The sequence below is a fragment of the Paenibacillus residui genome (assembly GCF_042677205.1).
In the GTDB taxonomy this organism is placed as follows: domain Bacteria; phylum Bacillota; class Bacilli; order Paenibacillales; family NBRC-103111; genus Paenibacillus_L; species Paenibacillus_L residui.
Genome location: NZ_JBHTIU010000082.1, coordinates 13,098 through 33,613 on the forward strand (window position 1 = coordinate 13,098; position 20,516 = coordinate 33,613).

21 protein-coding genes are annotated in these 20,516 nt (G+C 43.7%); 15 read left to right on the top strand and 6 right to left on the bottom strand.

Translation table 11 applies throughout. The features are described from left to right. Positions 1-85: 85 nt before the first annotated feature. From ACFQ03_RS20490 to ACFQ03_RS20510, 5 genes are all read left to right on the top strand, one after another. Entirely contained in the window at positions 86-1,270 is a 1,185-nt protein-coding gene (locus ACFQ03_RS20490; protein ID WP_379290604.1) for an aminotransferase class I/II-fold pyridoxal phosphate-dependent enzyme, read from the top strand. 264 nt (positions 1,271-1,534) lie between these two features. After that, on the top strand, positions 1,535-2,314 hold the full coding sequence (locus tag ACFQ03_RS20495) for an ABC transporter ATP-binding protein (RefSeq protein WP_144939033.1): 780 nt from the start codon (positions 1,535-1,537) through the stop codon (positions 2,312-2,314). Beyond that, positions 2,304-4,472, top strand: a complete 2,169-nt coding sequence (locus ACFQ03_RS20500; protein ID WP_144938993.1) for an ABC transporter permease — start codon at positions 2,304-2,306, stop codon at positions 4,470-4,472. Before ACFQ03_RS20495 ends, ACFQ03_RS20500 begins: the two co-directional genes overlap by 11 nt. A 36-nt stretch (positions 4,473-4,508) precedes the next feature. Beyond that, complete coding sequence (locus tag ACFQ03_RS20505) at positions 4,509-5,174, top strand: response regulator transcription factor (RefSeq protein WP_379290607.1); 666 nt, start codon at positions 4,509-4,511, stop codon at positions 5,172-5,174. An 8-nt stretch (positions 5,175-5,182) separates the two neighbouring features. Next, positions 5,183-6,217, top strand: a complete 1,035-nt coding sequence (locus tag ACFQ03_RS20510) for a sensor histidine kinase (protein ID WP_144938997.1) — start codon at positions 5,183-5,185, stop codon at positions 6,215-6,217. A 182-nt stretch (positions 6,218-6,399) separates the two neighbouring features. On the opposite strand, the gene ACFQ03_RS20515 is transcribed toward ACFQ03_RS20510, so the two are convergent. Beyond that, positions 6,400-6,720 carry a hypothetical protein gene (locus ACFQ03_RS20515; RefSeq protein ID WP_379290610.1) on the bottom strand — a complete coding sequence of 107 codons (321 nt, stop codon included), beginning with the start codon at positions 6,718-6,720 and terminating at the stop codon, positions 6,400-6,402. A 71-nt stretch (positions 6,721-6,791) separates the two neighbouring features. Between ACFQ03_RS20515 and ACFQ03_RS20520 the strand changes: the two genes are divergently transcribed. Beyond that, entirely contained in the window at positions 6,792-7,724 is a 933-nt protein-coding gene (locus ACFQ03_RS20520; protein WP_379290669.1) for a helix-turn-helix transcriptional regulator, read from the top strand. Between the two features lie 47 nt (positions 7,725-7,771). Further along, the gene (locus ACFQ03_RS20525; RefSeq protein ID WP_379290612.1) at positions 7,772-8,656 is read left to right on the top strand and encodes a hypothetical protein; all 885 of its coding nucleotides are present in this window, start codon (positions 7,772-7,774) and stop codon (positions 8,654-8,656) included. Positions 8,657-8,739: 83 nt separating this feature from the next. Here the strand turns inward: ACFQ03_RS20525 and arsC are convergent, their stop codons facing one another. From arsC to ACFQ03_RS20540, 3 genes are read right to left on the bottom strand one after another with little or no spacing between them, the layout of a single operon-like run. Beyond that, positions 8,740-9,168, bottom strand: coding sequence for an arsenate reductase (thioredoxin) (gene arsC, locus ACFQ03_RS20530; protein ID WP_379290614.1), 429 nt, complete (start codon positions 9,166-9,168; stop codon positions 8,740-8,742). Positions 9,169-9,185: 17 nt separating this feature from the next. Further along, positions 9,186-10,241 (bottom strand): ACR3 family arsenite efflux transporter, encoded by a 1,056-nt coding sequence (gene arsB, locus ACFQ03_RS20535; protein WP_379290616.1) that lies wholly within the window; start codon positions 10,239-10,241, stop codon positions 9,186-9,188. A 15-nt stretch (positions 10,242-10,256) separates the two neighbouring features. Next, positions 10,257-10,580, bottom strand: coding sequence for an ArsR/SmtB family transcription factor (locus tag ACFQ03_RS20540; RefSeq protein ID WP_144939035.1), 324 nt, complete (start codon positions 10,578-10,580; stop codon positions 10,257-10,259). 178 nt (positions 10,581-10,758) lie between these two features. Between ACFQ03_RS20540 and ACFQ03_RS20545 the strand changes: the two genes are divergently transcribed. From ACFQ03_RS20545 to ACFQ03_RS20560, 4 genes are all read left to right on the top strand, one after another. Next, positions 10,759-11,208 carry a MarR family winged helix-turn-helix transcriptional regulator gene (locus ACFQ03_RS20545; RefSeq protein ID WP_379290618.1) on the top strand — a complete coding sequence of 150 codons (450 nt, stop codon included), beginning with the start codon at positions 10,759-10,761 and terminating at the stop codon, positions 11,206-11,208. A gap of 52 nt (positions 11,209-11,260) precedes the next feature. Further along, positions 11,261-12,331, top strand: a complete 1,071-nt coding sequence (locus ACFQ03_RS20550) for a flavin-containing monooxygenase (RefSeq protein ID WP_379290620.1) — start codon at positions 11,261-11,263, stop codon at positions 12,329-12,331. Positions 12,332-12,513: 182 nt separating this feature from the next. Then, positions 12,514-12,672 carry a hypothetical protein gene (locus tag ACFQ03_RS20555; RefSeq protein WP_379290674.1) on the top strand — a complete coding sequence of 53 codons (159 nt, stop codon included), beginning with the start codon at positions 12,514-12,516 and terminating at the stop codon, positions 12,670-12,672. Then, a complete protein-coding gene (locus ACFQ03_RS20560) occupies positions 12,620-13,402 on the top strand; it encodes an RCC1 domain-containing protein (protein ID WP_379290622.1) in 783 nt (260 codons plus the stop codon). The genes ACFQ03_RS20555 and ACFQ03_RS20560 overlap by 53 nt, the downstream gene beginning before the upstream one ends. Before the next feature lie 84 nt (positions 13,403-13,486). Here ACFQ03_RS20560 and ACFQ03_RS20565 read toward each other — a convergent pair whose 3' ends face one another. Further along, complete coding sequence (locus ACFQ03_RS20565) at positions 13,487-14,011, bottom strand: hypothetical protein (RefSeq protein ID WP_379290624.1); 525 nt, start codon at positions 14,009-14,011, stop codon at positions 13,487-13,489. Between the two features lie 336 nt (positions 14,012-14,347). On the opposite strand from ACFQ03_RS20565, the gene ACFQ03_RS20570 reads away from it, so the two are divergent. After that, the gene (locus tag ACFQ03_RS20570) at positions 14,348-14,809 is read left to right on the top strand and encodes a GNAT family N-acetyltransferase (protein WP_379290626.1); all 462 of its coding nucleotides are present in this window, start codon (positions 14,348-14,350) and stop codon (positions 14,807-14,809) included. A 107-nt stretch (positions 14,810-14,916) separates the two neighbouring features. Here the strand turns inward: ACFQ03_RS20570 and ACFQ03_RS20575 are convergent, their stop codons facing one another. Further along, on the bottom strand, positions 14,917-15,873 hold the full coding sequence (locus ACFQ03_RS20575) for a helix-turn-helix transcriptional regulator (RefSeq protein ID WP_379290628.1): 957 nt from the start codon (positions 15,871-15,873) through the stop codon (positions 14,917-14,919). Between the two features lie 110 nt (positions 15,874-15,983). Between ACFQ03_RS20575 and ACFQ03_RS20580 the strand changes: the two genes are divergently transcribed. The 3 genes from ACFQ03_RS20580 (at position 15,984) to ppsA (ending at position 20,168) form a co-directional block, all read left to right on the top strand. Beyond that, positions 15,984-16,463 carry a GyrI-like domain-containing protein gene (locus ACFQ03_RS20580; protein WP_379290630.1) on the top strand — a complete coding sequence of 160 codons (480 nt, stop codon included), beginning with the start codon at positions 15,984-15,986 and terminating at the stop codon, positions 16,461-16,463. A gap of 306 nt (positions 16,464-16,769) precedes the next feature. After that, positions 16,770-17,237 (top strand): phage tail protein, encoded by a 468-nt coding sequence (locus ACFQ03_RS20585; RefSeq protein ID WP_379290632.1) that lies wholly within the window; start codon positions 16,770-16,772, stop codon positions 17,235-17,237. A 276-nt stretch (positions 17,238-17,513) separates the two neighbouring features. Then, complete coding sequence (ppsA, locus tag ACFQ03_RS20590; protein WP_379290634.1) at positions 17,514-20,168, top strand: phosphoenolpyruvate synthase; 2,655 nt, start codon at positions 17,514-17,516, stop codon at positions 20,166-20,168. The last annotated feature ends 348 nt before the right edge of the window (positions 20,169-20,516 follow it).

Below are 20,516 nucleotides of genomic sequence, written 5' to 3' on the forward strand. Positions count from 1 at the left end.
TAAGTGTGCGGCCGCTGCGGGTATAACCTACATGCAGCTGCCGGATCGTATTATGAGCGGAAACAGGAATGGGGGATGATGCAGTATGTTTCGAGAAGAGGGGGCAGGGCGGTTTCTATCCTCGCGTGTACGGGGTATTCGGCCTTCGGGAATTCGTGCTTTTTTCGATTTGAATGCAGCAGGCGGGGACACAATCGCCCTTGGGGTCGGAGAGCCCGATTTCGTTACGCCGGACAGGGTACGTGAAGCTTGTATTCAAGCATTGCGTGATGGGCAGATGAAATATACCTCAAATGCCGGCTTGAAGGAGCTGCGGGAGGAGATTTCCGCTTATTTATCCAGAAGCTTCGCGCTTTCTTATGACCCTGAGCAGGAAATAATCGTGACGGTGGGGAGCAGTGAAGCCGTGGACCTGTCACTGCGGGCAGTGATTGATCCGGGAGACGAGGTGCTGATTCCGGCGCCAAACTATATTGCCTATGAACCAATTGCTTATCTGCACGGAGGTAAAATTGTGGAGGTGGCTGCTGCGGCAGAAGAACAGTTCAAGCTGACCCCGCAGGCGCTGCAAGCAGCCATTACGCCTCATTCCAAGGTTTTGATGATCAATTACCCATGTAATCCGACCGGAACCGTTATGACGGAGCAGGATTGGCTGCCGATTGCAGAACTAGTAATCCAACATAATTTGATTGTCATTTCGGATGAAGTTTATGCCGAGTTGACGTATGGGAAGAAGCATGTCAGTATCGCCTCGTTGCCGGGCATGAAGGAGCGTACAATTGTCATCAGCGGTTTTTCCAAAGCGTTTGCGATGACAGGCTGGCGGGTAGGCTATGCCTGTGGTCCTCGTGAGCTGATCGGCGGCATGCTGAAAATCCACCAGTACACGGCCATGTGTGCTCCCACCATTGCCCAGATTGCCGCGATCGAAGCGTTGCGTCGTGGCTTGGCTGCCAAGGATGAAATGATGGCGAGCTACAATGAACGCCGCAAGCTGTTTGTCAGTGGCTTGAATGCAATCGGATTGGCCTGTCACGAGCCTGAGGGGGCTTTCTATGCTTTCCCTTCGATTACTTCTACCGGTATGTCATCTGAGCAGTTTGCTCTTCGGCTGCTGGAGGAAGCGAAGGTGGCGGTCGTGCCGGGACATGTATTCGGATCAGGCGGAGAGGGCTTTATTCGCTGCTCATATGCGGCTTCGCTCTTCGATTTGGAGAAGGCACTGGAGCGGATGGGAAGGTTTATGCAGGCAATGCAGCCGGTCTGATGAAAATCTAAGCGTAAAGAGAAAACTGAGAGAGAGCTTCAACTCTTCATTGCGGCAGGTTGAAGCTCTTTTTGCTATTTAAAAACACTTCCTGTCCTCTCACCAAACCTATGTTCTATCATTGCAGCTAGTCTATCAATCTTCTTCATTTTTCCTTACACCATCTGTAAGTATTTTTAGCTTTTTATACTGGTTATAATATGTATAGCTCAAATCGATCGATGATTATTCCGGAAAGTGATATTCAAAAAAGGAGAGTTATACATGGTCAGGCAAGAAAAATTGCTAGAGGTTCAAGACTTGCAGAAAAGCTACGGAAGGAAAAACAATATAACAAAAGCGTTAAACGGGATCAGTTTTGACATTCTCCCGGGAGAATTTCTGGGAATCATGGGACCCAGCGGCTCCGGTAAAACGACATTGCTAAACTGCATTGCGACCATTATCAAACCGACATCCGGGCGTGTCCTTTTAAACGGGAAAAACATCAGCGCTTTTGATAGTAAGGATTTAGCCGAATACCGCGGCAGTCGAATCGGCTATTTGTTTCAAAACTTTGAATTGCTGGATAATCTAACGGGTCAAGAAAATATATTATTACCCGTATCCATCCATGGGATGGAGCTGACAAAAGCGCGTGCGAAATTAGATGAGCTGGCAAGTTTCTTGGAAATTACCGACATCCTTGACAAATTTCCATCTCAAATGTCCGGGGGACAAAAGCAAAGAGTAGCCGCCGCACGCAGTTTGATTTCCGATCCGGATATCGTTCTGGCGGATGAACCGACAGGGGCATTGGACACACGCTCCGCGAGAACTTTAATGAATAAGTTGGACGGTATGAATAGAAGCAGCGGTAGAACGATTTTAATGGTTAGCCACGACCCGAATGCGGCAAGCTTTTGCTCCAGAATCCTGTTTATTCAAGATGGTGTCATCTTTCATGAATTGCGCCGCAAACAAGAGGAGTCTCGCGAGAAATTTTATGAAAGAATCTTGCAGGTGCTGGCCCAGCTTGGGGGAGGAAGCGCAAATGTTCTCTAGATTGATTTTTCGTAATGCCAAACGCAGCCGCAAGGAAAATTTGATCTACTTTGCAACACTTGTAACGGCAGTCGCCTCGTTTTATATCATTCTTTCACTTGGAAGACAAGATGTTATTTTATTTTTAAGGGAGTTTGAAAGTGATGCGATTGATAAACTTTTAGCTCAAATGCGACTTGTATATGTATTTGCTTTATTTTTATTGTTTTTCTTGATTTTATTCGCTAACCGGTACCAATTGAATCGACGAAGCAAAGAGTTTGGGCTCTATCTCATGTTAGGAATGCGTAAGGAACGCCTTGTTCTTCAGCTTTTGGCAGAGGGATTCGTTACTTCTGTTTTGGCACTTCTTGGCGGCATTTTAATCGGCGCATTTGTGGCGGAAATCATCAGCTTGACGGTTTCTAAATTAGTCGGGCAGGGAATTATCGGGCATCAAATGAGCTTGTCGGTGAGTGCGATTTTCTCTACCATCATCGGTTTTTTATTCATTCAGTGTACAGCACTCGTCATTCTTGGTGGAAGATTGTTTAATCAAGAGGTCCATCAATTGCTTTATGAGCAAATGGATAAGAAAACAGATATGGGGCATTTTAAAGGCAACGTAATCCATATTATGGCAGGTTCTGTCATGTTAGGTGCAGCCTATTGGATTGTTTTATATCATTTCATGGACTTTGCAGGCCTGCTTCTGTTTGTGGCCTTGGCGCTTGGAAGCCTGGGAACGATCCTTTTTATGAGGGGATTTGGCAAATTACTAGGCTTAATGGCTAGCTTGTCCAAGCGCAAAACGACTAAAGGGCTGCACACCTTTACATTAAGGCAGTTTCAAGAGAACATAGCGAATCGATCTGCATCTGTTGCCGTAACATCGATTCTAATTACGTTGTCAATCATTTTGCTGGCCAACGGCGCTTCAACGATTTTAAGTTCGGGAAGTCATTTATATAATAGAGATTCCTCGTTATATGATTTTACGGTTCAAGGGGATCGGCAAAAGGTTGAGCAATTTCTTACTTCAGAAAAAATGGTACCCTATGTTGAGGACCTAAATCTTTTGGAAATGGGAAGGATGAAATACCTTTATGAACATGGGGAAGAAGACTCGCCTTTATCTTTAGTTGATTGGTCCAAATTAAGGGAGCAAATCATCATGGCTCTGCCAAGCAGCTATAAAGAGCGATTTTTATCGGGAGAAATGCAGGGCTACAGTATCAGCTCGGAAAACCCTGAAGCACTTAATCTGCTTGGGGTGCTAGAGATTGATGCAGCGAAGCCTTACCTCATTCCTGAAACATCCTATAATGGACTTTTAGAAGCTATAGGCGAGAGACCTCTGAATCTGCATTCAGATGAAATTGCTTTATACTTTAATCCGGATTTTGTGCCTATGGATGATCTCGGAAGCATGCCCGTACTGGATCATATTCTGAAAAAGGCTGCAATGGAAGGGGAAAGTTTGCTGAGCATTAACGATCAGGCAATCTTTATCCGCCCATCCACTCCAATGAGAGGATTAGTCGCAGACCGTTCTATACAGATTCTTTCAGCATTTATCGTGCCCGATCCTATGTTTGAACGACTAATAAATACGGAAACCTATGTGTCCTATTGGAATTTCCGCATCCCGCCAAAGCTGCAAGACGAACAAGGTTTAATGATTCCAATGATGGAGGCTAGAGATTTATTAAAAGCTTCTGGCTTCGACTTTGAAAGTTATTTACAAAACTTTGGACGGAAACTTTTCTATGTAGTAGCCGGTAGTTATACGACATTATATATGGGATTCTTATTTTTGATTATTGCTTGTACGGTGTTGGCTTTACAATTTCTGACACAGATGAAGCAGACAGCCGGGCGCTATGTAACGCTTTCCATGTTGGGCGCCAAACGTCATCAAATGAAAAAATCAATGCATAGACAGGTGTTGTTGACCTTTCTCTTACCAATATCTCTAGCCTGCGTCAGTGGAGCGGTCGGGATAAGGGCTATGATTTCTTTTGTTATGATTCGCATCGAGGACAACGCGCTGATGTATCCGATCGCCTTTATCTTTGCCTGTATTGTCATCGTAATTTTGGCCATTTATGGAGTAACCGTTGCCCGTACGGCAGATCACGAGATCGATAAATTACGCTGGAAGCCAAATATAGATTAAGGAACCGTTTATTATCCCATCGAAGGAGGTGCCGAAGTGGCGAGGATTATCATTGTTGAAGATGATTCATGGATGAGAGAAGAGTTAATAGACATATTGCAAAAAGCCGGTTACGAAGTGGCAGCCATTACGGATTTTCATGATACAGCTCAACAAATAGCCGCTTTGGCACCAGACTTGGTCTTATTAGACATCAATTTGCCGGAACAATCCGGATTTGACATATGCCGAAGTCTAAAATCAAGGGGGATTGGTCCCATATTGATTCTTACTTCTAGGGATAAGCTGCAGGATGAATTACATGGTCTTCATTTAGGTGCAGATGATTATCTCACAAAGCCATGCAATCGCGATCGATTATTAGCGCGCATTCAGAACCTGCTAAGAAGATTTGAAAGCCAACCAGGCTGGATAGACGGGGGCGGTTTTTGGCTGGACCCCAATACCTTTACTTTGTATAAGGGCTCACAATCGTTATTATTATCAGCTAATGAAGGGAAAATTTTATTGGCTTTAGCGCAGCATAGGCCTGAGATTGTAACCAAGTCAACACTGAGTGAGCTTTTATGGGGAACAGACCAATATATAGACGAAAATGCCCTTCAAGTAAATCTCACTCGTTTACGAAAAACACTTCGACAATTAAACCTGGAAAATCAAATTGAAACGATAAGGGGTCAGGGGTATCGGCTTAGGGGGTAGGTGAAACCATGAGATGGATAAAGGAAATTTATAATTGTTTTCATGCTTATAAGCTATGGTTTCTTATTTTAATAGTGACAAATCTCCTGTTTATTTTTTTCGCCTGGTTGGCTTACCCTGAAACGTTCAAGGTGTTAGTGGGCCTGATGATAGTTTTTACGCTGGCAATGATAACGTTACCTGTCTTCGTAATTATGAGAAAACAAAAAATAATCGAAGCTGCCCTTCAAGATTTTTTGTTAGAACCGAACGAGACGAACGAAGACATATTATGCCGGGTATCTCCAAAGACACATCATCCGTTTATCCGCAGAATGGGTAGCGTCTTAAGATCCTATCAGACGGAACTCAACGAACAAGTGATGGAGTTGGCCGATTATGAAAACTATATCGAAGGCTGGGTTCACGAAATTAAAAAGCCTCTGTCTTTGATGACATTGGTATTAGATAACCGCAGTGACGAAATGTCTCCCCTTGTAAGACGGCGTATGCTTCATGTTAGAGATCAAATGCTCGGAGACGTAGAGCGAATCTTGTATTTTGCCAGGCTTGAGGCCGCTCATAAAGATTATATGTTTGAATCCATACCATTACTCGCATTTTGTAAACAGACAATGGAAGACCATCGAACGATACTGGACGAATCCGGCTTTCAAATACAGTTCATAGGTGAAGAAAGGGAAGTGATTTCCGACCGCAAAGGATTGGCTTTTATATTAGCACAAATCATCGCGAATAGTACGAAACACGCGGCACAGAACCAGGTCCATCCCATTCTGACATTTGAAACGGCTTATGACAAAGAGAGTGATCACACCATACTAAATATTAGTGACAATGGACCCGGTGTATCCGGGGAAGATTTACCCTTTATTTTTGATAAGGGCTTTACTGGAAGGAGAGGTACTTATACAAGAGAAGCAACAGGTATGGGGCTCTTCTTGGTGAGCAAAATGGCTTATGATTTAGCTATTCAGTTGGATGCAAAATCAGAGCCTGGTTCGGGATTGACCCTATCGCTCATATTTCCGCACGTGAAATAGAACCTCATTGACTCCACTCTATCATTTTGAATGACGAGCTGCTGGTGTGGATGGACTGGAGGGAATATGAAGAAGATGCGATCAAATGGTTCAATGGGCATTTGGCAGAAGCGGATCATATTGCATCAGGCCGGTAAGGATATCGCAAAGACGAGCAAAAGTGCATTAAAATCCCGCCTTTTTCAAAAATAAGGCGAAAGAAGCTCAAATGTGCAGTTCTTTTTGCCAAAATGGGGCCATTTCGCAAAAATCGCTCCAAAGACCTGCACAATCGCTTTAGAATAAGGCAACGCGCGGCTTTTTCCCAAAAAGACCTGCAGTTTTGAAGTAGATTTTGATGACAATGACGGAATTATTCGATAGATTTCGATACCGGGCAAATAACTTCCCTGCGGGAAACAAATAGAACTCTCCACTCGTGAGGGTTCTTTTATTTTTATATAGCGGCCTGGAGAGTGGTCGTAAGTCAATGATTTTATTTTATAGCCTAGAATTGGTGACATACTAGGTGTCACTAATAAAATGGTATAATGTGTTAACCAGTTGTTCAGAGGGGGAAGCGTTTGTGAAGAGAATGGATAGGCTGATGGCTATCCTCATGGCTTTACAGCAACGGGCGGAAACGGCACGGTCATTAGCCGATAAATTTGAAGTTTCCAAGAGGACGATTCTTCGCGATATGCAATCCCTTTCGGAAATGGGAGTTCCTCTTGTCTCCATGACCGGTCCAACAGGCGGCTTTCAATTAATGGAGGGGTACCAATTATCCCCTTTTCAGTTTACTTCCCAAGAAGCACTCACTATATTGGTGTCTCTTCAGGCGATGACCAAAATGACCGATACACCGTTTAATAAAGAACGATGGACTGTTATCGATAAAATTAAAAACAGCCTGCCCGAAAATATCTTAAAACAAATCGAACCGATTCTTGAACGAACGGAAGTTGAAGTGCCAAAGCGAAATTATAAAGCCCCTCAACTGTCTGCGTTGATAGATTATACCTCGGAATCCAGATGGCTGAAAGTATTTTATAGATCTCAGAGGCATCAACGCTGGCTGTGTATATTACCGAAAAGAATATACACATCTCATGGTTTTTGGTACTGCGAAGCCTATTCACCTACTCATGAAGAAGAGCGATTATTTCGGGTGGATCGTATGGATAAGATAGAAGTCATTGAACGCCCGGAGTATGAAAGAGAGAATCACCTCTCCCATAAGGATCAGAGCAATTCAAATAAAGTGTCAAGCTCATTTAGGGTTAAGGCAAAGCTTACATATAGGGGCATGCTTCAAGTTGAACAGGATATCCATATCGGGGAATGTGTTCACGCTCTTTCCAATGAGGAGTGGGAGGCAGACTTTCAATGTCCAGCGACAGAATGGTCTTGGGCGGTACGTTTTTTCTTTTCACTAGGATCAGACGCTGAAGTGACTGAACCGGAAACATTACGTAAAGAGATTTATAGAATGGCTGAACGATTATGTAATCAATACAAATCATAAATATAGCGGATACATAATGAAAGAGAAATTATAACGAGGTGAATAATATGAATCAAACAATAGTGGAAAGGGCAAAATCATTTATTTATAACCATGGCAGACTGTTAGACAGGAGGCGCTTTGAGTACTTTTTTGAAGGCGGTAGTAAAGAAGCCGTAATCTCCGCACTTCAGGCTTATCAAAATCATGACGGAGGATTTGGAAACGCACTCGAACCCGACATCCGCTGTCCGCATAGTCAACCCGTTGCAACGGAAGTCGCCCTCTTGGTTATGGATGAGATGGGCTGCTTTGATAGGGACATCATCAGAGGAATTGTCTGCTATTTAAAGAAAATTACCGTTTCAACCGGTGGATTCCCTATCGCTTTACGAGAACTTAATGAATATCCTCATGCTCCTTGGTGGACGGTAAAATCAGATCCACTAGCAAATATTAACCCAACAGGACAAATTATGGGGCTTCTCCTTAAACAAAATGAAGTCACTGACTTTTATGAAGAAGAATGGTTTCAGCAAACGCTGCAATATCTCTGGGATTATGTTGACCGTGAGGAGCCATCAGGCTATCACGATGGCGTACAGTGGATTTCTTTTTTAGAGCATGCACCGGACCGACAAAGAGCAGAGGCGATTCTGGCCACTAAAGTAGATAAATGGTTGAGCAGACAGGATACCATTGAACGAAATCCAGCGGCTAAAGGATATGTACATAAAGTTCTAGATTGGGCTTCTTCACGAGAATGTTACGCTGCCAAGTTTATTTCGGAAGAAGAATTCAAACAGCATTTATCCCATCTCGTGGAGCAGCAACAGGAAGATGGAGGATGGCCTATGTCATGGCAGGAAGTTAGTTTAGGAGCCGCTTTGGAATGGCGGGGAGGGATTACTGTCGAACGGTTGAAAACATTGAAATCTTACGGAGTTTTATAGAAACGCGTAAAGAACAATACAGAAACCGATTCGAAGTGGAGCCAAAAAGCGTGCCATAACACTGCACGCTTTTTCCCGCAATTTTAACGACCTTCGGTTAGAAACCGTTCCATACGCGCCTTAATCGCATCCCGAACCGCTCGAAAATGGTTCATAATTTCTTCCTCGGTACCGGTGGCCTTGGCTGGATCATCGAAGCCCCAATGCCATTTCACTACGTTTTTATTGGAAATAACCGGACAATGTTCGTCTGCATGGCCGCATAGCGTAATCACATAGTCAGCCCGATTCAAAATCTCCGGGTCGATGACATCCGATGTATGGCCGCTAATATCGACACCGACTTCCTTCATTACCTGGACGGCACGCGGATTCAGCCCATGTGCCTCCAACCCGGCGCTTTGTACTTCGTAGCGATCATTGCCGAGTGCCTTCAACCAGCCATCCGCCATTTGGCTGCGGCAAGAGTTTCCTGTACAGAGGAAATAAACTAGTTTTTTATTATCCGACATGACGAGTCCTCCAAATGTTAAGTTGATTGCTTCGAAAAATACTTCCGCTGAAATCGAAGCGCGACGTTGACTAAGGCAATCATCACGGGGACTTCTACAAGAGGACCGATGACGGCCGCAAATGCCGCGCCGGAATGAATACCAAACACCCCGACGGCAACGGCAATCGCCAGCTCGAAGTTATTTCCCGAGGCGGTAATTGCCAGTGTAGAAGTCACCGGATAACCAGCTCCGGCTTTCTTGCCCATGAAAAACGAAATCAGGAACATGACGACAAAGTAAATCAGGAGCGGAATCGCGATCCTCACGACATCCAAAGGCAATTGGATAATCATTTCGCCTTTAAGCGAGAACATGACTATGATCGTAAACAATAAAGCAATCAGTGTAATGGGACTTATTTTCGGAATAAAGACGGTTTCGTACCAGGACCGCCCTTTTGCTTTTACAAGCGAATAGCGAGTAATCATCCCGGCCAGAAACGGTATTCCTAAATAAATAAACACGCTCTTGGCGACTTCGGCCATCGTAATATCGACGACGACGCCTTCCAAACCGAACCACCCCGGCAAAATCGTAACAAAGATATAGGTATAGACAGAATAAAACAAAACTTGAAAGATCGAGTTGAAAGCAACGAGTCCCGCCGCATATTCGGTATCCCCTCTACACAAATCGTTCCAAACAATAACCATTGCAATACAGCGGGCAAGACCGATCATAATCAGTCCAACCATATATTCAGGGTAACCTTGGAGAAAAATAATAGCTAAGAAAAACATTAAGATCGGGCCAATGAGCCAGTTTTGAATCAATGAAATAGTTAACACCTTGCCGTTTCGGAAGACACGGCCGATTTCTTCATATCGTACCTTCGCTAGCGGCGGATACATCATTAATATGAGGCCAAGCGCAATCGGTATCGATGTAGTTCCGACTTGAAATTCATTCAAAGCGGCGATCAAGTTAGGAAATACATAGCCCAGCCCAATCCCTAGCGCCATCGCAACAAAAATCCATAACGTCAAATAGCGGTCCAGAAAAGAGAGGCGCTTTTTCTCTTGTTTGCTCACTTGCTGTACACTCCTTTACTCGCATGTAACCGTCAGCCCTTGCTGCTCCAATTTCCGCAGTTCCTCGGTTAGATCAGGCAAATGGGAAAGAGCATAACCAATTTCCTCTAACCGCTTCTCGTTAATCGAATAGAACACCCACTGCCCCTTTCGCGTTTCGCGGACCAGTTCGGCCGTTTTTAGACGGCTTACATGTTTAGAAATGGCTGGCTGGGAAATTTTAAAGATGGGAACCAGTTCGCACACGCAGCAATCACGAGTACGAAGCAAGGATAAGATTTTCAGCCTTGTCGGATCGGCGAGGGCTTTAAAAATATCCGCTATTTTTTCAAATTCCATTGACATGAATATCACCCCAGCAGTTATAAACCATATAACCATATTGTTATTTGTATATGAGAAAAAGTCAATACAAAAATTATCATACTCTCACAACCGATTTTCTGAGACTAAGGTAAACTAAATAATTGCAATTTGCAAATAAATGCGATATAACTGTTTCATGAGGTGAAGCATCGTGGAAAATGTACGTGAACTATTTCAAATCATGACTCGTCGCTTTGGCTTTATGAATAAAAACTGCTGTTCCGCCGGTGGCTTTGATATCTCCTTAATTCAAAGCCATATCCTTTACGAAATTGATCGTCAGCATAAGCCCTCCATGCAGCAAGTAGCAGAAGCATTAGGGACAGATATAACGACATTCAGCCGACAAGTCCAATCGTTAATTAAAATAAAATTGGTGAAAAAAACGCCCGATCCGGACGACCGGAGGGTGAATCTGCTCTCCTTAACAACGGAAGGCAAATATGTTGCGGCGTCGATTGACCGGCAAATGAACGAATATTTAAACGAAATTTTCTCACACATGAACGATTTTGAAAAAGAAACCGTCATTCACTCAATCAAGCTTTTGAATGAAGCAATGGCGAAATCGGGCCAATGCTGCTCAACCCCTAGTGGGTGATCTTTTTTTCAAAAAAACTTGCAATTTGCAAATAATTTGAGGAGGACTTGGAATGACACCGGTTTTAGATGCAATTGTTATCGGAGGGGGGCAAGCCGGTCTTGCTTCCGGATATTATTTGAAGAAGAACGGGTTGAAATTTATGATCCTGGAAGCAGGCGAGCAAGCAACCGGTTCTTGGCCACATTACTACGATAGTCTAAAGCTGTTTTCGCCAGCTCGGTTATCATCATTGCCGGGCATGAAGATACCCGGAGCTGCAACCCACTATCCATTACGAAATGAAGTGATTCAGTATCTAAAGGAGTATGCCGAGCGCTTTGACTTACCGATCCGGACTAACCAGAAGGTTGTTGCCGTGGAGAATAGCGAGAACGGCTTTTCGATCCGAACGGCAGCAGGAGACGAATATCATGCGCAAACGATCATCAATGCGACAGGCTCGTTTCATAATCCTTATACGCCAGCAATAAGCGGAAGGGAAGCCTTTCAAGGGGAAGTCCTCCACTCTTCAGCGTATCGAAATCCGTATCGTTATCGGGGGCAACGAGTGGTGGTCGTCGGGCGAGGAAATTCTGCGGTTCAAATTGCGGTAGAGCTTGCCGACAACAGCCATACATCGCTCGCCGTTCTTCGGCCCGTTCAGCTTACGAAAACAAAAGTGTTGGGAGTTGATCTGCATTTTTGGATCAGAGCCGTCGGCTTGGATACCTTTCCATTCTGGCGATTTGGCAAAAAGCCTCCAAATCCGAGTTCCGTTGCCGATTTGGACGATTACAAAGCAAGATTAAAGGCTGGAAAGCCGGATCAACGGACCATGTTTACCTCTTTTTACTCGGAAGGCGTCGTCTGGCCTGACGGAATGAAAGAACCGATACAGACCGTCATCTTTGCGACCGGATATCGTCCCAATCTGTCTTACCTTCAGCCTATCGGGGCGCTTGACGCCGAGGGGAAACCGCTACAGACAGCAGGAATCAGCCTTTCCGTTCCGGGACTGTATTATGTCGGATTGGAAGGACAGCGTTCGTTTGCTTCCGCCACATTAAGAGGGGTGGGGCCGGACGCGAATTACGTTGTTCGCAAGTTACGGCGTTATCTGAAAACAAGAAAACACCTGTAGGGAGGCAAGTTCCCATAAACTTGAACCGTGGTGGACCTTAAACCGGGAAAAGTCGTTTTGGACCTCGACCAGCGGAGGAGGTTTCGAATGTTTTTTGGCCTCTCGGAAAGTCGGGTTCGACATGGCGTCGGTAATGGGAGTCGCGCCCGCAGCAACGCCCTCCAAGGAGGGTTCGCGAACAAGTGGTGAAAAATCAATTCCGCAAATATCCAATGTTGGTTTATAATGATATCACTTATATTCCAATGACATGGTACGATAGCAGACTGTTCGGCAAGGAGGTCAGACATGGATTGCATTACACCGAAAGAAGCGGCGTTAAAGGGGAAACGATGGCCTAAAGCTACCATAGCGGCGGGTTGTCGTCATACCGTTGGTCTTAAATCTGACGGCACGGTGGTGGCTGTGGGAAATAATAAACATGGCGAATGTAATGTAAGCGGCTGGCACGATATGGTGGCGGTTGCGGCTGGTAATGTTCATATGGCGACAAACACAGGCAATGCTCATACCATCGGGCTTAAATCGGACGGTTCTGTGGTGGCTGTAGGTTGGAATAAGCATGACCAATGCAATGTAAACGGCTGGCGCGATATTGTAGCGGTCGCGGCAGGGTGGCGTCGTACCGTCGGGCTTAAATCGGATGGCACGGTGGTGGCTGTGGGTCGAAATAATGAAGGCCAATGCAATGTAAGCGGCTGGCGTGATATGGTGGCGGTAGCGGCGGGTGACTGGCATACCGTCGGACTTAAATCGGACGGTACGGTGACGGCTGTAGGTTGGAATAAGCAAGGCCAATGCGATGTAAGCGGCTGGCGAGGTATTGTGGCGATAGCGGCGGGTAGTAATCATACCATCGGCCTTAAATCGGACGGTTCTGTGATCGCTGTGGGTTGGAATGAGCATGGCCAATGCAATGTAAGTAGCTGGCGCGATATCGTAGCGGTAGCGGCGGGTTGCGCTCATACTCTCGGCCTTAAATCGGATGGCACGGTGGTGGCCGTGGGAAATAATCGGTATGGCCAATGCGATGTAGACGGATGGCGAGCCATCCAACTGCCAGGCAATTAGTTTTCTTTTAACCATTGGCTTGTGGATTACAGAATTACAGGGCTGCCGAATGGCAGCCCTAAGCTTTAGTCGATGGAGTAACTATTATTTTAATGGGTAACCCTTCAAATATTTTTCCATAAGCTCGTTTGCTACACCAAGTGCTTCCTTCCTATTATTGGCCGGTGCTGAAATCATAAAGCCATTATTAACATCCCAGTATCCGTTAGAATCATTTTTCCAAATAGCTATCTTGCTGAAATTATTATTAACAAATATTCCACCATAGGAATAGGTGTTCGGTACTCCGTTTACAATGTATGTATAAACAATGATTGCTTCTCCATATTTTCCAAGGCGAAGTTCTAGCTCCCTTTGCTGTTCAGGAACAGGTATAGTTTCGCCCTCAATATCGATAAATCCTTTAAATGTTTTTATTCCGACAATATTTCTTTGAACTTTCCCATTAATATTTATAGTCACCTGTTTGACATGATCACTATTATCTTCACCTAATTGAAACATTACACCTTCAAAAGTAAGTGATTGCTGCTTCGGATAGTAATATATAATGATCGCTAAAATCATCGTTGCCAGCAGAAGAGAAATAAATATCAATTTTTTTCTCAAGATCCGGGATACCTCCCTTTTTAAACGCCAAGTAGTAATAATAACTTGGTGAAAGATGATTTCCCCAGAAAATAACAATGCTCGTTGAAACAAATTAACTCATATATTCAGTAATTGTCAATATTGATTTCTGTTGTTTAGAAAATCTACCTTTATTTCTAAAGATTATCTGACAAATGGTGCCCGGTAGTTAGTTGGATAAGGCCGGCATGACGAATTGCTTTCGTTAGGTGATTACTCATGATATTGTGATAGATTTAAATAAGTAAATCCAATTATGCGATCATTTGAGGAGGTTCTTTTGAACACGGATCAACGTAGGAGGGGTGAATCTAAATGGATATAATAGGTGTCAAGTATAGAAGATTAAAAAGCGGAGACGATTCGCAGTTTTCTGATTTGGTGCTATTGTTTAACGAAGAATTTGAATCACCAAGTTTGACATATGTAAATACGAAGAACATCGGGAATCTGTTGAATAATCTCAAATTTGTATGTATTGTAGCTCAGATCGATAACAGGATTATAGGAGGATTAACCGCATACGAATTAGAGATGTATGATCGTGAAGGATCTTCCATGTATATATATGATTTAGCTGTTAATAAAGAGTATCAGCGTAAAGGGATTGGAAGTAGGTTAGTTAATGAAATAATTATGTTATGTAAGTCGAAGAACATCGAGGATTTGTTTGTACAAGCTGATGGAGTTGACCAACATGCTATAAGTTTTTACAAAAAAATAGGAGGTAAACAATCCAGAACTTTTCATTTTTCGTTTAATCCATTAGATTACTAAAATAACGACTCCTGCTCTACTTTGGATCGGGAAGAGAGGAAACCCGGATATTTTCAGTTGTCCGGGAATTTCCATGCGTTGCTAGGGTCATTTGCATTGGTTGTGGTTTAAAATAAGCTTAATCTCTCTTTTAAACCTGCTATGACTTCTTCCGGGGTCTCCCTGACCTTGATATCTTCACCCAGGAACAGCAGCCAATTGGTGATTTCAGTTAATTCTTCTGGATGATCAACATGGATAAAAGTCTTTAAGATGGCTGTGGTTTGGTAAGGATTCGTATAGGAAATGGAAAGCTTTAAAGGATGGTATTTTTTGAACTGGGCAATCGCCTTTGGACCAAGCTCCAGAACAAGGTTGATGACTTCTTCCTGCTTGCGTAGTTTTTCTAAAATCTTTTTCTTACTTAATCTTTTTTTCGTAGGGTATGGTTTTACATCGGTGAGATTGTCGACCGGAATGATCCGCCGTTTTTCTTCCTCTAAGTCAAAGCCTTCAATTTGCCATAGGCTTTTTTCACGATAAAGGTGCAAGAGATAAATGGGATAAGACTTTGTATCCTTCCCTTCTTTAACGGAAACCAATAAATAGCTGTCCACAAGAAGGATTTGGATCAATTTTTCTAACATAGGATGGGGCAGGTCTGACAAATCAAGCAGGTCGGGATTATTGGGGTTGGTCCCTTCAAACAGCAAGATTTGATTTAATAGAACAAGGTCATCTTGCTGGTTTTCCGAGATGAGACCTAATAATTTTTCAGCTAAAGACTGACGGCTCTTCAGATAAGGGAGCTGCTGATTTCTAGTGGCCATAAAGGCAATAAACAGTGCTTTAATTTCATTATCGGTAAAGCGGACCGTGGGGAGGACCGAGTTGTTCATGACAAAATAACCCCCATCTCTTCCAACTTCCGCGACAAGCGGCATCCCCATAGCTTCAATTTCTCGGATATCTCGAATAGCTGTCGAACGAGAGATATTAAATTCTCGCATGATTTCAGAAATGGTAAAGTGGGCGCGGTTGTTGATATACCGCATGATGACATTTATCCGTTCAACTTTTTTCATCGGGCCCCCCTAAACAGTATCATTTTTTGACATGATTTAAAGTTATTATAAACCCATCAAGTGAAAAGATAAATCATTTGATAAATTTTATAAAAGGGAAGGTTTTGAATATGGCGAATTTTACGCTTGAGGAAAAAGACAGCTTTATCGTTTTAGGAATTGGAATTGAGCTTCAGAGCGATTACACGGACTATGTCGGCATAAACAAGGAGAAAGCAGACTTTTGGGAAGCTGTGAAACAAGATGGAAGGCTTGACACTCTAAAGGCCGTAGCCGCCAATGACTACATTTTTGCCGTAAATGAAGCGGTGAATAACAAGATGATGTATTATGCCGGCGTCATGACAGAGGCCTCGCTACCAGAAGCAACAAGAGTTATTCAATTTCCTAAAGGAGAATACCTGGTTGTAAAAGGGGAAGGGAAGACGGCTGAAGAGTTGAGTAATATGCTTACCGGCATTGCCTTCGGACAAGTCCTGCCGGAAGCACAGAATATTGCCTATGTTGGCGGGCCAAATGCAACGGTTGAGATGGGGCAGAGAGACGGCTTAGTATATGGTGAAATGTGGATTCCCGTTGTTAGGAAATAAGGATAAACGGCTATCTCCGTCCTTAGGACGGGCGCGTTTACCGATGAAATATAAAAAAAGCTCCTAACGGAGCCTCTTCGAAGACGAATAACCCGGTTTTAAAGGTAGCTTTTTATGCCAATTAGAAAGTTTGTTCCATTTTAATGCTTTAATGAACTTAAACTTTCTAATGTGGTAAGAACAGGTATAGATGAAAACTTATACTTTCTTATATTTTAAAACAGGGGTTAGAGTCTGCTTCCGTGCGATTTATGCTCGAAGCAGGCTCTAGGAACAACGCTTATAAAACTTTTTGGAGGGATGAGAATGTCCTATATCGTTGACTTTAAAAACGTGTCTACGGTTGGTTTAGAGTCTTCACCCGTAGCAGAAGCGCTTGCCGGTTTGCGAGCTAATGAAGCCCGTTACTTTATGAACAAATATAAGCATGAATTTACGGTTGTACCAGCCAGCGAAAGCCAGGAAACCCTAGATTATGTAAACCGAATTTTGAAAGAAGAACGTGACATTGAGTTTGCGGCCAAGCCTTTGGAAACGTCGCGTTTTCAAGTGGAAAATATCCAGTGGACCTTCGTTTTTTACGAGGATGGTCTTGGACTCAATGTCATGTATACGGTTGATGACCCGAAGAAGCGGGCCGTTGGTTTTAAGCTTTCTGAGGGGATGGAGGTCCCCAAGGAGTTGGAGGAGAAGAAGTTTAAGTTTGCCAGGCAGAAGTCTAAACTAGCCGGAACAATTCGGGGATCGTTTTTCGTCATTAAAGGTGAATACTAAGGGAAACACAGGTGCATACTTCCGCGAATATATCGGTATGCCGTTAAAAAACTACGAGATTTTAGAATCTGGAAAATGATAGCGGAAACCAAAAAAGAACCTGATCAAACGATCCAGGTTCTTTTGTATTGCAAAAAAACAGACATGATGATATAATCAGATCACGACTGCGACAAGAGATATAGGTATAATTGTCTTATCTTACACTTTAAGTATAACATGCCGAAAAACTCTTGTCAAATGTTTTTTTTCAATCTAATTTAAGGAGAGATGTTGATGAGTTCGTTGGTTCTCGGCTTCCAGGAAATCGACAAAACGCAGATTTTGCTTGTAGGCGGAAAGGGTTTAAATTTAGGGGAATTATCAAAAATTGAGGGGATACAAGTACCCGAAGGATTTTGTGTGACAACCGTGGGGTATCAAAGAGCCATCGAACAAAACGAAACCTATCATTCTTTGTTGAATCGACTAACCATGCTAAAAGCAGAAGATCGAGACGATATTGCTGGAACCAGCAGGAAGATCAGGCAAATTATTATGGAAGCCGAAATTCCTTCTGACGTCGTGAAAGCCGTTACTCATTATCTCTCCCAATTTGGCGAGGAACAGGCTTATGCCGTGCGTTCGAGCGCGACGGCCGAAGATCTGCCGCATGCCTCATTTGCGGGTCAACAAGACACCTATTTAAATATTATCGGCAAAGAATCCATCTTGCAGCATATCCGCAAATGCTGGGCTTCCTTATTTACGGATCGCGCGGTAATCTACCGTATGCAACATGGATTTGATCATCGTCAAGTTTATTTATCCGTTATCATTCAAAGGATGGTTTTCCCGCAGGCCTCGGGGATTTTATTTACCGCTGATCCAATCACCTCCAACCGAAAGCTGCTATCCATCGATGCCGGCTTTGGACTTGGAGAAGCACTGGTCTCCGGCTTGGTATCCGCCGATTGTTATAAAGTACGGGAAGGGGAAATCATCGATAAGAGGATTGCAACTAAAGATTTGGCTATCTATGCACGAAAAGAAGGCGGAACAGAGACAAAGCAAATCGATCCCGTCCAGCAAAAGATTCAAACACTTACTGATGAGCAAATTTTGCAACTGGCACGCCTCGGCAGACAGATCGAAGCTTATTTCGGCCAGCCCCAAGATATCGAATGGTGTTTGGTTGATAATACCTTTTACATTGTCCAGAGTCGGCCAATTACGACTTTATACCCCATCCCTGAAGCCAATGATCAGGAAAATCACGTCTATGTCTCCGTCGGTCACCAACAAATGATGACAGACCCCATAAAGCCATTGGGATTATCTTTTTGGCTGTTAACGACTCGTGCCCCCATGCGTAACGCTGGCGGAAGGTTGTTTGTTGATGTAACACCTATGCTGGCTTCACCTGCTAGCAGAGAAATGGTATTAAATAATCTGGGACAATCCGATCCGCTCATCAAAGACGCACTGATGACCGTCATCGAGCGAGGAGATTTTATAAAATCATTACCAAGTGACAAAGAACAGAGTGCCGGTAAAAGCAAAGAAGCTATACCGCCTGCGGGTTCTCAAGCACAACTCGAAATCGATCCGACCATCGTTTCTGATTTGATTCAGCGTAGTCAAACATCGATCGAGGCGTTAAAACAAAATATCCAAACGAAATCCGGATCGGATTTATTCGATTTTATTCAAGAAGATATCCAGCAATTAACGAAGATGTTATCCGACCCACAAAGTTTGGGTGTGATTATAGCTGCTATGGATGCATCATCATGGATCAATGAAAAAATGAACGAGTGGTTGGGTGAACAAAACGCGGCAGATACGCTTTCTCAATCTGTATCGGGCAATATTACTTCGGAAATGGGTCTGGCGCTATTGGATGTTGCCGATGTGATTCGTCCTTATCCGGAAGTCATTGAATATTTACAACATGCAAAAGATGATCACTTTTTGGATGAACTGATGAAATTCAATGGCGGAAAGGAAACCCGAGACGCTATCTTTGCTTTTCTCGATAAATACGGCATGCGATGTACCGGAGAAATCGATATCACCAGAACTCGATGGAGCGAAAAACCGATTACGCTTATCCCATTGATTCTCAGTAACATCAAAAACTTTGGTCCTAATGCCAGCAAACGGAAATTTGAGCAAGGGCGGCAGGAAGCATTGAAAAAAGAACAAGAGTTATTGGATCGATTGAAGCAATTACCGGATGGGGAACAAAAAGCAAAAGAAACCAAAGAAAAGATCGACCTAATTCGGAATTTTATCGGGTATCGGGAATATCCGAAATACGCCATGGTCCATCGCTACTACGTTTATAAGCAGGCTTTAATGAAAGAGGCCGAACAGCTTGTACAAGCGGGCGTTATTCATGACAAAGAAGATATATATTATCTCACTTTTGAAGAACTTCACGAAGCCGTACGCACAAAGAAACCGGATGACCCGGGTTGCATGGTCGAGCAGCAAGCAGGGCTTGCGATTAGACAGATCATCAGCCAACGAAAAGACGAGTACAAATTATATGAAAAACTAACTCCGCCTCGTGTGATCACGTCCGATGGTGAGATCATCCTGGGTAAATACAAACGAGAAAATCTCCCGGCCGGAGCGATTGTAGGTCTGCCTGTTTCTTCCGGAGTTGCAGAGGGAAGGGCGCGTGTCATCTTAAACATGGAAGACGCCGATCTGGAAGAAGGAGATATATTAGTCACCACCTTTACGGACCCCAGCTGGACACCATTGTTCGTATCCATCAAAGGCCTGGTCACCGAAGTTGGCGGACTGATGACCCATGGCGCAGTAATCGCACGTGAATATGGCTTACCGGCCGTTGTCGGAGTGGAGAATGCTACCAAACGGATAAAAGATGGGGAACGAATTCGCGTGCATGGAACCGAAGGGTATATCGAAATATTGTAATGGCTGAATACGTTAGTTGGCGGAACGCCATGTGAAGAGGTAGCTGGCTGATAAACTTTGCTTATAATCAAATTTTCTATTGATGTCTTATAAAGGGTTATGCCACACTATAGAAGTGAGATTGTATTCCAGCTTTTTCCCGCGAAAGGAGATGTTTTTAATGACTGCTTATATGGTATTGGTGGTTTTAACTTAACCGAATATCGGGCATAGTATATTCCAATCTTTATTATAGCTTGGAATGAGAGTAACCGGGAATATCACCGTCTCCCGTGTTTGTTTGCTATGCCATAAACAGTAACCTTTCGTGAATACTGCTGTTAGCGGGATGGTCGTTGCCTTCGGCAA

What these genes read in the sequence shown, in the direction of transcription:
- ACFQ03_RS20490 (WP_379290604.1), top strand. Translation starts at nt 86, where the DNA reads ATGTTTCGAGAAGAGGGGGCAGGGCGGTTTCTATCCTCGCGTGTACGG.
- ACFQ03_RS20495 (WP_144939033.1), top strand. Translation starts at nt 1,535, where the DNA reads ATGGTCAGGCAAGAAAAATTGCTAGAGGTTCAAGACTTGCAGAAAAGC.
- ACFQ03_RS20500 (WP_144938993.1), top strand. Translation starts at nt 2,304, where the DNA reads ATGTTCTCTAGATTGATTTTTCGTAATGCCAAACGCAGCCGCAAGGAA.
- ACFQ03_RS20510 (WP_144938997.1), top strand. Translation starts at nt 5,183, where the DNA reads ATGAGATGGATAAAGGAAATTTATAATTGTTTTCATGCTTATAAGCTA.
- ACFQ03_RS20515 (WP_379290610.1), bottom strand. Translation starts at nt 6,720, where the DNA reads ATGTCACCAATTCTAGGCTATAAAATAAAATCATTGACTTACGACCAC.
- ACFQ03_RS20520 (WP_379290669.1), top strand. Translation starts at nt 6,792, where the DNA reads ATGGATAGGCTGATGGCTATCCTCATGGCTTTACAGCAACGGGCGGAA.
- ACFQ03_RS20525 (WP_379290612.1), top strand. Translation starts at nt 7,772, where the DNA reads ATGAATCAAACAATAGTGGAAAGGGCAAAATCATTTATTTATAACCAT.
- arsC (WP_379290614.1), bottom strand. Translation starts at nt 9,168, where the DNA reads ATGTCGGATAATAAAAAACTAGTTTATTTCCTCTGTACAGGAAACTCT.
- ACFQ03_RS20540 (WP_144939035.1), bottom strand. Translation starts at nt 10,580, where the DNA reads ATGGAATTTGAAAAAATAGCGGATATTTTTAAAGCCCTCGCCGATCCG.
- ACFQ03_RS20550 (WP_379290620.1), top strand. Translation starts at nt 11,261, where the DNA reads ATGACACCGGTTTTAGATGCAATTGTTATCGGAGGGGGGCAAGCCGGT.
- ACFQ03_RS20560 (WP_379290622.1), top strand. Translation starts at nt 12,620, where the DNA reads ATGGATTGCATTACACCGAAAGAAGCGGCGTTAAAGGGGAAACGATGG.
- ACFQ03_RS20570 (WP_379290626.1), top strand. Translation starts at nt 14,348, where the DNA reads ATGGATATAATAGGTGTCAAGTATAGAAGATTAAAAAGCGGAGACGAT.
- ACFQ03_RS20575 (WP_379290628.1), bottom strand. Translation starts at nt 15,873, where the DNA reads ATGAAAAAAGTTGAACGGATAAATGTCATCATGCGGTATATCAACAAC.
- ACFQ03_RS20580 (WP_379290630.1), top strand. Translation starts at nt 15,984, where the DNA reads ATGGCGAATTTTACGCTTGAGGAAAAAGACAGCTTTATCGTTTTAGGA.
- ACFQ03_RS20585 (WP_379290632.1), top strand. Translation starts at nt 16,770, where the DNA reads ATGTCCTATATCGTTGACTTTAAAAACGTGTCTACGGTTGGTTTAGAG.
- ppsA (WP_379290634.1), top strand. Translation starts at nt 17,514, where the DNA reads ATGAGTTCGTTGGTTCTCGGCTTCCAGGAAATCGACAAAACGCAGATT.